This is a genomic window from Flavobacterium flavigenum, assembly GCF_027111255.2.
GTDB classification, from domain to species: domain Bacteria; phylum Bacteroidota; class Bacteroidia; order Flavobacteriales; family Flavobacteriaceae; genus Flavobacterium; species Flavobacterium flavigenum.
On sequence record NZ_CP114285.2, the window covers coordinates 1,668,829 to 1,683,537 of the forward strand.

General features: G+C 34.7%; 9 protein-coding genes and 2 tRNA genes. 5 read left to right on the forward strand and 6 right to left on the reverse strand.

Annotated elements, in window-relative coordinates:
- Nucleotides 1–10 precede the first annotated feature (10 nt).
- A complete protein-coding gene (locus tag OZP09_RS06410) occupies nucleotides 11–871 on the forward strand; it encodes an SdiA-regulated/phytase-like domain-containing protein (protein ID WP_281310475.1) in 861 nt (286 codons plus the stop codon).
- Here OZP09_RS06410 and OZP09_RS06415 read toward each other — a convergent pair whose 3' ends face one another.
- Entirely contained in the window at nucleotides 872–4,606 is a 3,735-nt protein-coding gene (locus OZP09_RS06415) for a metallophosphoesterase (protein WP_281310476.1), read from the reverse strand. It lies immediately after the preceding gene.
- Nucleotides 4,607–4,632: 26 nt separating this feature from the next.
- On the opposite strand from OZP09_RS06415, the gene OZP09_RS06420 reads away from it, so the two are divergent.
- Nucleotides 4,633–5,811, forward strand: a complete 1,179-nt coding sequence (locus OZP09_RS06420; protein ID WP_281310477.1) for a Pycsar system effector family protein — start codon at nucleotides 4,633–4,635, stop codon at nucleotides 5,809–5,811.
- Nucleotides 5,812–5,823: 12 nt separating this feature from the next.
- Here the strand turns inward: OZP09_RS06420 and OZP09_RS06425 are convergent, their stop codons facing one another.
- The 5 genes from OZP09_RS06425 to proS all read right to left on the reverse strand — a co-directional run bounded on the left by OZP09_RS06425 (nucleotide 5,824) and on the right by proS (nucleotide 10,490).
- Nucleotides 5,824–8,193, reverse strand: coding sequence for a GAF domain-containing protein (locus tag OZP09_RS06425; protein WP_281310478.1), 2,370 nt, complete (start codon nucleotides 8,191–8,193; stop codon nucleotides 5,824–5,826).
- Nucleotides 8,194–8,343: 150 nt separating this feature from the next.
- Nucleotides 8,344–8,595, reverse strand: coding sequence for a 30S ribosomal protein S20 (gene rpsT, locus OZP09_RS06430; RefSeq protein WP_041517133.1), 252 nt, complete (start codon nucleotides 8,593–8,595; stop codon nucleotides 8,344–8,346).
- Nucleotides 8,596–8,750: 155 nt separating this feature from the next.
- Nucleotides 8,751–8,822 (reverse strand) — tRNA-Glu (locus OZP09_RS06435).
- Between the two features lie 39 nt (nucleotides 8,823–8,861).
- A tRNA-Glu gene (locus tag OZP09_RS06440) sits at nucleotides 8,862–8,933 on the reverse strand.
- Nucleotides 8,934–9,011: 78 nt separating this feature from the next.
- A complete protein-coding gene (gene proS / locus OZP09_RS06445) occupies nucleotides 9,012–10,490 on the reverse strand; it encodes a proline--tRNA ligase (protein WP_281310479.1) in 1,479 nt (492 codons plus the stop codon).
- Between the two features lie 101 nt (nucleotides 10,491–10,591).
- Here proS and OZP09_RS06450 point away from each other — a divergent pair, with 101 nt between their 5' ends.
- From OZP09_RS06450 to rimO, 3 genes are all read left to right on the forward strand, one after another.
- Nucleotides 10,592–11,617, forward strand: coding sequence for a hypothetical protein (locus OZP09_RS06450; RefSeq protein WP_269237074.1), 1,026 nt, complete (start codon nucleotides 10,592–10,594; stop codon nucleotides 11,615–11,617).
- A gap of 48 nt (nucleotides 11,618–11,665) precedes the next feature.
- Nucleotides 11,666–13,180 carry an OmpP1/FadL family transporter gene (locus OZP09_RS06455; protein WP_269237075.1) on the forward strand — a complete coding sequence of 505 codons (1,515 nt, stop codon included), beginning with the start codon at nucleotides 11,666–11,668 and terminating at the stop codon, nucleotides 13,178–13,180.
- Nucleotides 13,181–13,394: 214 nt separating this feature from the next.
- Complete coding sequence (rimO, locus tag OZP09_RS06460) at nucleotides 13,395–14,708, forward strand: 30S ribosomal protein S12 methylthiotransferase RimO (RefSeq protein ID WP_269237076.1); 1,314 nt, start codon at nucleotides 13,395–13,397, stop codon at nucleotides 14,706–14,708.
- Nucleotide 14,709 lies beyond the last annotated feature (1 nt).

The window sequence follows — 14,709 nt, forward strand, 5'->3', positions numbered from 1 at the left end:
AATTTATCTTATGAAAAAGTCTTTCTTAATTGTAACTTCTCTTGTTTTACTCGCTTGCCAACAGCAATCAAATAGTGATTTAAAAACGCTTTATTCGCTTCCTAAAAAGCTTAAGGAAGTTTCAGGAATTACTTATTTCCCTGAGAGTAATCTGATTTATACTTTGGAAGACAGCGGAAATAAAAATGAAATTTACGCTATAAATTCAGAAGGAAAATTAGAAAAGACTATCGCCATTACAAACGCTAAAAATGTAGATTGGGAAGATATTACAAAAGACACAGCAGGAAATATTTACATAGGTGACTTTGGCAATAATGATAATGATCGTCAGGATTTGTGTATTTATAAAATAGCTGAAAACGAATTAAACAAAGAAAATACTGTTGCTGAATATAAAGTTTCTTTTTCCTATCCTGAACAGACAGAATTTCCGCCTAAGAAAAAAGAATTATTTTATGATGTTGAAAGCTTTTTTGAATACCAGAATTATTTTTATCTTTTTACCAAAAACCGTAGTAAAGGTTTTGACGGAACTGCTTTTATTTACAAAATATTAAATGCTCCTGGAATTCAAAAAGCGGTTAAAATTGGCGAATTTAAAACCTGCAATAATTATAATCATTGTGTACTAACAAGTGCAACAATTAGTCCGGATGGAAAAAAAGTGGCATTGTTAAGTCACGATAAAATTGTAGTATTCAAAGATTTTACTGGCGATTCTTTCCATAAAGGAACTCAAACCGAAATTGCTTTAAATCATTTTTCACAAAAAGAAGCAATCGTTTTTAAAGACAATACTACTTTGTTAATTGCTGATGAGAAAACCAATAAAGTCGGCGGTAATGTTTATGAATTGAAATTAAAATAACTAAAAACTATAAGCCGCTCCTACAACAACTCTTCCTCTTTCATCTGGTGATTTGAAATACGAAACCCTGGCTGTAATTAGATTTACGCCGTTAAGCCAGATTCCGCCTCCAAAATCATTATGCCATTTTTTTGAATCTTCGCCATCGAGCCAAATACGACCATAATCAAACCCCGCTAAAATTCCATAAGTCAGGGGAGCGATTGTTTTTCGAATTTTTCCAAGACTTAGGCGCAAATCCGTACTTTGTGAATAAGACGTATTTCCTAAAAATCTTTCTGTTCTGTAACCGCGTAAATCTTTGTCTCCGCCTAGAGTGACACCCTGATAAAATTCGTAGTTATTATTTAAAATTGCTTTTGTCTTAAACAAAGTTGCAAAAACTAATTTGCCATGCGAATCGATTTTATGTACAAAGCTTAAACTACTTTCGACAGTAGGGAAGTTCTGTTTAGAGTTATCCAGATTTGTCAGCCAGCTGCCTGAAATCATAAAACCCATTCCTAACGAAGGTTTTGAAGCAAAATCAGCATTTTTAAAACTATATTTTATGGTTGCCCCTGCAAATTGCTGTCCGTCAAAAACATGAGGATTTACAACACCAGGCACGTCAATAAAACGTCCTTCTGTATCATCAACTTTCATTTTTTCAAAAACAGATTGAAAACTCAATTCACTTCCATAACGGCCAACGTGTCTTACAGCAGGTGCCACTCTTATTTTTTGAATACGAACACGATTGAAGTCCATTCCTAAATCCTTATCCTCATTTACTGTTTCATTTCCATATCCAAAATAATTGATTGCAAAATTTGGCGTAGTATATTTTGCTTCAACGTCAATAATCCAATTTCCCAATAATCCAGGGAAATGAGAGGTATAATCCAACTCAAAGCCACCTGTAGCAAAATAATAGAAACTATTTAAAACATGCCTTTGTGTATAAGGATTTTGTTTAAAATTATTAACTGTATAATTAAGATTGATTCCTATTTTCACACCATCGTCAGGATTAAAACCGGCTGTTGGTAAACCTGCAACAACATTATACTTCGGTTTTTCAAAATTATACAAATTCACATCGTAATCATCTGTAAGTACTTTTTGTGCTTTTTTATCAAGATTATAAGTATTGTTTTTTGATTTAAAATCATAAATCTTTAATCTTTTCCCATTATCAACAGCATATAAATCATTGTTTTGTCCTCCAATTAAACGAATTAAAATTCTTGAGTTATATTTTCCCTTTACTTCATAAACATCATCATCATCTAAACCGTAAATCCAAAGATTTTTAGTCAATTTATCGTTATAAACTTTGGTATAAAGCAGTTCTTCACCCTCTTTTTTAAGGCGATACACTTTTAGTTCGATGTTATTTTTAGAAACATGATTTAGAACAAACTTATCTTTTTTGTCTGTTCCTGCTATCATTACTGTTCGTGAAAGGACATCAGAATAGACTGCAGCATATTTTTGAAGCTCTTTTTTTCTGCTTTTCAATTTTCGTTTTATATCTTCAATAGTTTCATCCTGTACTTCTTTTGGCAGGTTTTTAAAAGCATTATCAATATCAGCATCCGAAAGATGGTCCTGAATATACTTTGCCTGTGCAATCCAGTCGCTTTTATCGGCTACTCTGACAAAAGCCAAATCTAACGGATAAGGTTCCCTATTAAGCCATTTTACATTATCAATTTTATCTTTAAAGCTTCGCATGTGCCGCAATGCGGGAATATTCATTAATAAAGAAAGTAAGGTACCATCATATTTTGTAAAAGCTTGGTCACGATCTCGAGGAATAGGTCTATATACAATTTTATCTCCTTCTTTATATTCTCCCCAGCGCCATTGATCCTGATGCCTGTCCCAATCGCCAATAAGCATATCAAACAATCGTGCTTTCATGTAATCTTTTTCATCAACACTGTATTTTTCATCCTTATGAAGATTTTTCATCATATCCTCTGTGCTGATAATATCATTTGGTTTTCCAAAACTTCGTGTATCTTTTTGATTATCTGCTGCCCTTTCTTCGATCATGTATAATGCATCACCAAAATTTGAATTAAACTCTTTTAAGGCATTTTGCTTCGGAATATAATACAAAACCGGATTAGAATGTGCTAATCCTAATTTATCAGCCATATTTCCAATTGAAAAAGGTGTGTAAGGATGTGCCGTAGTATAAAAGTCAAGCAAAAAATCCTCCGCATACGTATCCTGAAAATCTGTTTCGACATACTGATCCTTAAAAGCAACAGATTGAAGAAACTGTGTGGCGCTCTTTTTTAAGGCACGCATAACGTATTCTCTTTTCTTAGAATCCACGACTCTTAATGATATTGATTGATGTCCGCCTCCTTCTCTTACCGGTTTCAAGCCTCCTTTCAGTGTATCCAGGGTTGCAGTTTGAGCTTCTATTGGAAGACTGTAATATTGACGATAATGATTTCCAAAAAGAAATTTATGCACTGCACTTTTTCTGGTCATCTCTTCAGTATAAATTGAAGAAGAAACTGTTTTAGGAAAATCATTAGAGGCTTTTTTGATCCAGTTAAATTCTTTTGCTTTTATAATTTCACGTTCAAAAAGCATTTTTTCTTTATTATTTTCATTGCCATAGAAGTTTACTTTTGCATCCCCGCTTTTAAACAATGTCAATACTGCATAACCATTCCCTCCATAAGAGAAATCGTTTGGATTTATTGCTCTTGCTGCTTCTGATTTCGAACCTGCCCCGCTAATAATCTGATTGATATTCTCATTATTGATGAACTGCAGGTTGTGATCATGCCCCGAAACTACAATGATATTTTTTTGCCCCTGAATAAGTGCTTTTATTCTTTTCGAAAGAATGGTGTATTGCTTATTCTGAAGATCCTGCGGACTAATTCCTGATGTTTTTCTAATTAAATTAATCATAGAACCAATAACCGGAAGCGGAATTTTATTCTCTAAAGGAAACAATTGTTTCTCTAATGAAAACTGTCCGCCATGTGTACCATTACTCATTAAAGGATGATGCATCGCCAGAACTATTGTCTTTTCCTGGTTTTTATTCAAAATATTTTCAAGCTCATCAAAAAAGTCTTCCCTGGTTTTAATATCGCAATTATCATTTATAGTCGGATGGTCGTTCCAGTCTTCTAAAAACCACTGGCTGTCAATGGTAACTAAAGAAGTAATGCTATCCATTTTTACCTCTTCAATTGGGCAATTTTTTCTTGGTAAGAAAGCTTTTTTATCATTGAGATATTTCGTTACAAAATCAGCCTGAAGCTCTAGCCCTTTTGTACCATTATACCAATCGTGATTTCCAGGAATAAAAATGGTTTTTCCTTTAAAACCTTTAGTAAGTTTGAGCTGATTGGTCAGTTTGGTTTGTGCAGGTTTTACTTCGGCTTCTTTTTTGCTGTCCGGAAAACCTTTAGGATAAATATTATCTCCTAAAAATAATAACGTAGCTCTTTTACTGGATTTCTTCAATTTATTATGCAGCAATTCCAGTGTTTGCTGCGATTTTTCTTCATCTGCATTTCCAGCATCACCAACTAAATAAAAAGTGTGTGCAATTTTTATGGTATCTGTTGCGTTTTCGTTTTCGTTGGCGCTTACCTTTTTTCCATACTGAGCATGATGCGTTGCACACGAATAGATTAAAGACAAAAGTAAAAATGGAACAATTTGGCTTTTAATCCTTACAACAAAATGATTATCCAGAAACAATTTCATAATTTAGTGGTATAAAAATATTCTCTATGAACCTAATAGAACAGTCCGAAGATTTCGTTACTAATTTACTCAAAGATAAACTATCTGCTTTATATTCTTACCACAATTTTAACCATACATTTAGTGTGGTAAATGCAACTAAAGAACTTTGTGAAAAAGAAAATGTAAATCCTGATGACAGGGAATTACTTTTAATAGCAGCATGGTTTCACGATACCGGATATATTAGTGGATATGAAAACCATGAAAATGAAAGTATCAGGATTGCTTCTAAATTTTTAAAAGAAAAAAATCAAACAGATGAATTCATAAAAAAAGTAGGAGATTTGATTTCGGCTACAGCCAAAGAATATATTCCAAAAAATCATCTTGAAAAGATAATAAAGGACGCCGATTTTATCCATATTATTAGTCCCGAATATATTAGTACCTGCGAATTATTACGCCTTGAATTAAAAAACACAGGTATTGTAGATTTTTCAAATCTGGAGTGGGCGACAGAAAACTTCAATTTTTTAATGACAAAACATCACTTTTATACAGATTATGCTCAAAAAAACTGGCAGCCTTTGAAAGAAAAAAACTTAGTCAAAATTCAGAAAAAAATAAATAAGCAGAAAATCAAAAAAGCGGCTACAATTGAAGATGAAGACAAAAAAAAGGAAAAATCAGAAAAAACAGAGCGTGGTGTTGATACCTTATTTCGTGTCACTTTAGGAAACCATACTCGTTTAAGCGGGATTGCAGACAGCAAAGCCAATATTTTATTATCTGTAAATGCTATTATTATTTCAATTGCGCTTTCTTCTATCATTCCAAAATTAGACAGTCCAAAAAATGCCCACCTGGTAATCCCTACTTTTATAATGCTGATTTCCAGTGTGATTACCATTGTTTTCGCCATTCTATCTACCAGACCTAAAGTAACTTCGGGTATTTTTACACGCGAAGATGTTGAAGCAAAAAAAGTGAATTTGATGTTTTTTGGTAATTTTTATAAAATGCCTTTACATGAATATGACTGGGCCATGAACGAAATGATGAAAGACCGTGATTATTTATACTCTACAATGATAAAAGATTTATATTATTTAGGTTTAGTTTTGCAAAGAAAATATAACCTGCTCCGGATTGCTTATAACTTTTTCATGACTGGAATCATCATTACGGTAATTGCATTTGTAATCGCTTTTAAAAGCATTTAAAAAGCTCAACATTTAGTTGAGCTCATCTAATAAATCCTGATAGGTAATTTTCTTTGTTGCAGCATTGGTAACATTATTAATTACTTTTACACGAATTGCTCTCAAACCTGAAACCCCCTGAAGATCTTCCACTTCAAATTGTTCTATCGCAGGCTCCAGTATTTTTTTATGCTGTAAATATTTAATATATTTTAAATACTCCGCTTCTTCACTATTTTGAGAATATACGATTGTGATTTTTTCCTTCTCGGTAATTCTCTCTGCACTGCCTTTTATATGTGCTTTATCAATACGTTTTTTAACAACTTCGTATCTCGCGTTGTATGTTCCGTCAACATCAAAACGTTTTTCATCCATTCTAAAACGGATTGAAAGAGCAGAACTAAACACTAAAATAAGCGAAGTAACATCCAATTCATAAGGCAGGGATTCTTTAAGCTGGTGATGTTCCAGCTCCATTTCACATAAAGTCTGTAATTGCCACAAACGCAGATTATGCAGATACATAATATCAAAAGGTTTTGTAGGCGAAATTGAAGCTCCTATATATAAGTTATGCTCAACACCATCAGTTTTAAAACGTTCGTAATAATGCGGATATATTTGCTGAGCTTCTAATTGCTTTTTATCCAGAACCGAAGCCAGTTTTTTATTGATAATTGACATCGCATTGTCAAACTTCTTTCTTTCCTGATAAAACATTCCTGTTTTTTCGTCTAGACTTTCAAAGTATTGCTCTTCCAGTTTTTTATTGATGGCCGTATCTTTTGTGTTTTTTAGAATTGGGTGAATTTCCTCTTCTATATAACGTTGAATATATTGTTCAGTATCCGCTTTTAACGGCTGATCCAATTCATCCCGCAACGATTCCAATTCAAACTTACGCTGCTCCAAAAGCATCAGATTGCTGTTTGGTTTCTGATTTTCGAAAATCTCTAAAATAGTACTAAGCTGATTTTTCAAATCCCTTCTCACTGTATCATTCCTGTGTTCAGAAGAACCTTTTATATCGATTTGCCCATACAGCGGAAATACATTTTTAAATACAATTTCCTTGAAAATATAATCTTTGGCTGGATTTGTATTTTGAAAATAATTTTGAGATTCCTTTTTAAATTTCCAATATACACTAGGGTGAATTGTAGTATACTCTCGTTGAATAATGGCTTCAACCTGATGTTGCATATCGGTATTGTACCGGTCAATTGTATCGGTAAGATAAGGCAAAACCAAATCCAGTTTTGTAGCATTTACTGTATTTAAAGCTCTTGGAACTTTTGAAACCAATTCGACAATACCTAATAAATTTCCGTCCTTAATAACCGGAGCAAATACACAGCTCTGAATATTTTGCCTTAATAAATGTTCCCCAAGATGTTTGTTTGCCGATTCTTCAGTGAATTTCTGGACATTAGAAATCACAAAAGGTTCTTGGTTGTCCAGTAAATTTTCAAAAGAACAACCAAAAAAAGCGTTTTTACATTCTACTTCCTGATTTGTTGAAAGCAGGAAACTCTGCAACTGATTATCAAACTTAACAGGTCTGATAAATTTTTCTTCCTCCGGATTGTAGATGATAAAACCGACTTTTAGATCTGGAATTTTAAAGATTGATTTAAAGATATTTTCGATAATATCATTTGATGCCACTGTTTTTGTATCCGGTTTTAGCAAATTACTTTTCAAATTCGAAATAGCACTTTCTGTCGTGGCATCAAATAAAGAAACAATTCCAAAACCTTTTAATATCCAGCTTCCCGGTGGAAATTTAGCTTTCCAGAGATCAATGTCACTATAATTATCAATCAGTAAATCAATATCGTCTTGTGAGAGTTCTACCGAATTAGCTGTTGGAGTAATCTCCATAAAATCGGCATTGTACATAATACGGTAATGTTTTTCAATTCCACTTTCATCCGGAATATCATAGAAAAAGATTTTATTAAACTCTATATTCTGTTTATAATAGCTACTCAAAATCAGGCAGCAATTACTGATATAGAATTGGTGATCATCAAAATCACGGATTTCCATATAAAATTCATCGCCTGCATTGCGCAGAATTTTCTTAAATCGCTCGGTATAATTAAAAGAGATATTTTGAAAAGGAATTGTTACTGCCTTTATCTCATTATGAGTTAAAGCTGTTGGAAACAAGTCAGCCATTATATTTTTGATTAAAGCCTCATGATTTTTAATCAGACTGTAATCTTCTATTCCTGTCCTGAATTCCGGGACTGATTCTATTTGCTTTAAAATAGCTTTTGCATAATTTGAGCGATAATCTACATCAGACAAAGCGATTTCTTCAAAAGACTGAATTAATTTATGAAAAGAGATGATAGTTTTAAATGGACTATCTGTGTGCAAAACAGGTTTCATCTGAATTTTGTTTTAGAATACAAAATTAGCAATTAAGTCAATCTGTTTTCTATTTCTTCTGTTTTATTTTCGATCACCTTTCAATTCAAACTTATTAAAACAAAAAAAGTCCTCGTAAGAGGACTTTTATATTTTAAGAATTGTAATTAATTACAATTTAGCAACATGTTTCGTTAATTTAGACTTCAGGTTAGAAGCTTTGTTATCGTGGATGATGTTCTTTTTAGCTAATTTATCAATCATAGAGATTACAGTTGATAATTTAGAAGCTGCATCAGATTTATCAGTAGCTAATCTTAATGCTTTAATAGCGTTACGAGTAGTTTTATGCTGGTATCTGTTAAGAACTCTTCTTTTTTCGTTGCTTCTGATTCTTTTTAATGCTGACTTATGATTTGCCATTTTTCTTAATTTTAGATGTAATAATTTATTATAGATACTAGTTAAAAAAGAAAAACCTCCCACAATTGCAAAACAATCACTTTGGTTTTAACTAATAAAACAAAAACCGAGACACCAATTTCTATTTTACAAAACTTATTCACAACTAATTTTAGTAGTCCGTGGGGGAATCGAACCCCCCTTACCAGGATGAAAACCTGGCGTCCTAACCGATAGACGAACGGACCAATATATCAAGTAAAATACTTAATCTGCAAGAAAAAAAGTAGTCCGTGGGGGAATCGAACCCCCCTTACCAGGATGAAAACCTGGCGTCCTAACCGATAGACGAACGGACCGTGTTTCTCTAATGCGGATGCAAAAATACAACTATTTTTAAGATGTACAACACCTGATGTAAAAAAAAATATTTTTTTTTAATATGCCTTAGCAAACAACACTCTTTTTGTAGACGGATTCCCAGTAAACACACAGCTTCCCACCTCTTCTGCATGACTTAAAGGAATGCATCGAATCGTTGCTTTTGTCAGGTCTTTTATTTTCTCTTCGGTTGCAGCGGTACCGTCCCAATGAGCCGAAACAAATCCGCCTTTACCATCTAAAACCTGTTTAAACTCCTCAAAACTATTTACTTCCGTAATATGGTTATTTCGATAGTCTAATGCTTTATTAAACAAATCCGACTGGATTTGCTCTAATAATTCATTTATATAATTTACAATTCCTTCACCAGAAACCGTCTCTTTTGTCAAAGTATCGCGTCTTGCTACCTCAAAAGTTCCGTTTTCTAAATCTTTTGGACCTACTGCAATTCGAACAGGAACTCCTTTTAATTCCCATTCAGCAAACTTGAATCCCGGTTTTTGGGTCGTTCTGTCATCATACTTAACTGAAATTCTCAGCTTTCTAAGTTTAGCCGTCAGGTCATTAACTGCTGCTGTTATTTCAGCCAATTGTTCATCTGTTTTATAAATTGGCACAATTACCACTTGTATAGGCGCTAAATTTGGAGGTAAAACCAGTCCCTGATCATCGGAGTGTGTCATCACCAAAGCCCCCATTAAACGGGTTGAAACTCCCCATGAGGTGCCCCAAACATGCTCCTGTTTTCCTTCTGCATTCGCAAACTTAACATCAAAAGCTTTTGCAAAATTCTGACCTAAAAAGTGAGATGTCCCTGCCTGCAATGCTTTTCCATCCTGCATTAAAGCCTCTATGCAATATGTTTCATCTGCCCCGGCAAAACGTTCTGTTTCGGTTTTCACTCCTTTTACAACCGGAATCGCCATAAAATTCTCTACAAAATCCGCATACACATTCATCATTTTTTCTGATTCCTCTACCGCTTCTGCCTTTGTAGCATGCGCAGTATGTCCTTCCTGCCATAAAAATTCAGCAGTTCTCAAAAATAAACGCGTACGCATTTCCCAACGTACTACATTCGCCCATTGATTAATCAATAAAGGTAAATCTCTATACGATTGCACCCACCCTTTGTATGTAGACCAGATAATTGCCTCACTTGTTGGACGAACAATAAGCTCTTCCTCTAATTTAGCATTCGGATCAACCATTAGCTTTCCAGGTTTATCAGGATCATTTTTTAATCTATAATGCGTTACAATCGCACACTCTTTTGCAAATCCTTCGGCGTTTTTTTCTTCAGCTTCAAACATGCTTTTTGGCACGAATAAAGGAAAATATGCATTTTGATGTCCGGTTTCTTTAAACATTCTGTCTAATTCAGCCTGCATTTTTTCCCAAATAGCATATCCGTACGGCTTAATCACCATACAGCCTCTTACACCTGAATTTTCGGCTAAATCTGCCTTAACAACCAGTTCGTTATACCATTTCGAATAATCTTCTGCTCTTGTAGTGAGGTTCTTGCTCATATTGAATATTTTGGCACAAATTTTGTTTTATTTTTTTTAACTAAATAGTTTGGCAAAACTAACTATTTTTGTAATGTGCAACAATAAAAAACACCACAGATATGAAAACTTATACTTCACTCCGACAAAACTCAGCTTATTTCTATCTAATTGGATTGTTGAGTTTTTTATTAGCATCGTGTGGTTCTTACCAAAACAGTTCGTATAATGATAATGATGGAGTTTATGGCAATAGCCGTAATTACACTCAGTCAAATACTACTCCTGCCAATAATCAATATCAGGATTATTTTAAATCACTTCAAAACGACGGAATGCCTACCGAAATATTTACTGACGTAGACAGCTATGGTAATTACGCAGAAAATGACAGCACACAAGTTACCTCAGTATCATCTTACCCTTCATGGGGAAGCAGCAATTCAGAAGTCTCAGTCAACGTTTATTCCAGCCCAATGTGGTCAATGGGATTTGGTTATGGCTTTGGATATCCATATTACGGATGGGGAGGATACGGAGGCTATTGGGGTTATTCCGGATACGGATGGGGTTATCCTGGATACGGATGGGGCTACCCTGCTTATTGGGGACCGGGATGGGGATATTCCGGCTATTGGGGACCTGCTTATGGCTATGGATACAGATATAACAACTATTCCTATAATTACGGAAGAAGAGGATCTGCTGCTTACTATGGCGGAAGAAATTATACGTCAAACAGAAGCTATAGCACAAATAGAAGTTACAACACAAGCAGAAGCTATAACAGCAACAGAAACTACACTACAAACAGAAGTTACAATACAAACAGACAAAACACCTTTTCAGATTACAGAAGAGGATCATCAACAAACAGAACATCAAGTCCTACTTTTTCAGACAGAAGAAGCTCAAATCAAAACAATAGCAGTTACGATTCAAGCAGAAGATCAAGTACTACTAACTCAAACAGAACTTACAATTACAACAACAATAGCAGCAATTCGTCAAGAAGTTATTCAGCACCTAGTTCTTCCCCTTCCCGTTCATACAATAGTAGCGGCGGCGGTGGCGGAAGCATGAGATCCTCTGGAGGAGGCGGTGGTGGCGGCAGATCGTATGGTGGCGGTGGCGGTGGAAGAAGGTAACAATTTCATTCTTCAGCGTATTTAGTTACAAATCAAATTCAACAAAAAATGAAAAAAATATTCATCCTAATTATAACAGGATTAACTGCCAGCGTCTCTTATTCTCAGGAAATTTCGGATGGTGTACGATACGCACAGGATAACATAAACGGAACTGCCCGTTTCAGAGCTATGAGCGGAGCTTTCGGAGCTGTTGGCGGAGATTTATCATCGTTATCTGCAAACCCTGCAGGATCTGCAATATTTAACAACAACCAGGCTGGACTGACTTTTAGCAATCAGAACATTAAAAACAATTCTAGTTATTTCAACAATGTAATGTCTGCAAAAGACAATTCATCGGTTTTAAATCAGGCCGGAGTTGTTTTTGTATTCAACACCATGAATCCAAACAACAACTGGAAAAAAATAACTATTGGAGCCAATTATGAAAACACAAACAATTTCAGCAACAAAACAGTTTCAGTAGGAACCAACACAAACAATTCTATAGATGATTATTTTTTAGCATATGCCAACGGAATAGAACTAAGAAATACAAATCTGGATTATAGAGATCAATCCTACAGTCAACAACAGGCTTATTTCGGACTTAGAGGAAAAGTTATCATACCGGCTTCTAATACTGCCAATAATACACAATACCTAACAAATGTTCCTGCAGGAAGCGACCCTGCAAAAGGTGAATATTATCAGGAAAACGAAGTTCATACTGTTGGATACAACAGTAAATTAAGTTTTAATATAGCAACATCCTATAATGACAGACTTTATTTAGGAGCTAATTTAAATGTCCATGTTACGGATCACAGAAGCACAAGAACTTTTTACGAGGACAACGCAAACCCATTGCAAGTCAGAGAAACAATTTCGAATTTGCGTTTTAATAACGAAATCTACACATATGGCAATGGTTTTTCATTTCAACTGGGAGCAATTGGAAAAATCACAGATTCTTTTCGAATTGGTTTAGCATACGAATCGAATACATGGTATGAGTTATATGATGAAATTACCCAAAGTTTATTTACCACAACAGAAAATAGCGCAAATGAGGTTTTTGATTATACTGTAAATCCTAATATTACCAACGTTTACAAACCTTACACCCTGCAGACTCCGGGAAAATTCACTTTTAGCGGGGCTTATATATTCGGAAAAACCGGTTTAATTAGCGTTGATTATTCTATTAAAGACTACGGAAATACTAAATTCAAACCGACGAGTGATTCAGGATTCAGAGAACTGAACAACGACATAGACAACCAACTAACAACAAGCGGTGAATTAAGAATTGGAGGCGAGTACAAAATCAAGAGATTAAGCCTGCGAGGCGGATATCGTTTTGAAGGAAGCCCTTACAAAGACGGCAAAACAATTGGGGATTTAAACAGCTATTCAGGAGGTTTAGGGTATAATTTTGGAGGCACAAAAATTGATCTTGCCTATTCTTACACTGAAAGAGAAACCAATGAGGGATTTTTTGCAACTGGCTTAACTAATCCGGCAAAAATCAATTCTAAACTCAATAATGTTTCCCTGACTTTATTATTTGAATTGTAATTAAAAATCAAAATAGAAGATTGAAAATTTCCGTCTGGTCTTTACCCGGCGGATTTTTTTTAGCCCTGATGGGAGCGGCATCCTTTTGTGGTGGGGTTCACCACAAAAGATACAGCGGACAGCAGGAATAGCTTCATAAAAAACACCTAAATGAAACCTAAACAAGCGGTGTTTGAATAAAAAAGTGTAATTTTGCACTCCAATTTATAAAAGTATGAGAACCAAGTCTTTAAAAAAGAACAAAATTAACGTAATCACTCTTGGGTGTTCGAAAAATGTATATGATAGTGAAGTGCTTATGGGACAGCTTCGTGCAAACGGAAAAGAAGTACAACATGAAGCACCTGAAAAAGAAGAAGGAAACATTATCGTAATCAATACTTGTGGTTTTATAGATAATGCGAAAGCAGAATCTGTAAATATGATTTTGGAATATGCTGATAAAAAAGACAAAGGTTTGGTTGACAAAGTTTTTGTAACAGGATGCCTATCCGAACGTTACAGACCTGATTTGGAAAAAGAAATTCCGAATGTAGATCAATATTTTGGAACAACAGAACTGCCTCAGCTCTTAAAAGCGCTGGGTGCAGATTATAAACATGAATTGCTAGGAGAACGTTTAACGACTACTCCCAAAAATTACGCCTATTTAAAAATTGCTGAAGGCTGTGACAGACCATGCAGTTTCTGTGCCATTCCGCTAATGCGTGGAGGACACGTTTCTCAACCAATCGAAAAATTAGTAAAAGAAGCACAAGGTTTAGCTAAAAACGGCGTAAAAGAATTGATATTAATAGCTCAGGACCTGACGTATTATGGACTTGACCTGTATAAAAAAAGAAATCTTGCAGAATTATTAGAAGCATTAGCCGCAGTTGAAGGAATTGAATGGATTCGTTTGCACTACGCTTATCCTACCGGTTTCCCGATGGATGTTTTGGAATTAATGAAACGCGAGCCTAAAATTTGCAATTATATTGATATTCCGTTGCAGCATATTTCGGATAACATTCTAAAATCGATGCGTCGCGGAACAACTCAGGCGAAAACGACTCAGTTACTGAAAGATTTCCGTGCTGCGGTTCCGGGAATGGCCATCAGAACCACTTTAATTGTTGGATATCCTGGTGAAACACAAGAAGATTTTGAAATTTTGAAAGATTTTGTTCAGGAAATGAAATTTGACAGAATGGGCTGTTTTGCTTACTCTCATGAAGAAAACACCCATGCTTATTTATTGGAAGATGATGTCCCTGCTGATGTAAAACAAGCCAGAGCCAATGAAATCATGGAATTACAATCACAAATTTCATGGGATTTGAATCAGGAAAAAATAGGCCAGATTTACAAATGTATTATTGACAGAAAAGAAGGCGCTCATTTTGTGGGAAGAACAGAATTTGACAGTCCGGATGTTGACAATGAAGTCTTAATAGACGCCTCAAAACATTATGTAAAAACTGGCGAATTTGTTAATATAAGGATAATAGAAGCAACAGAATTTGATTTATACGGAGAACCTGCTTAAA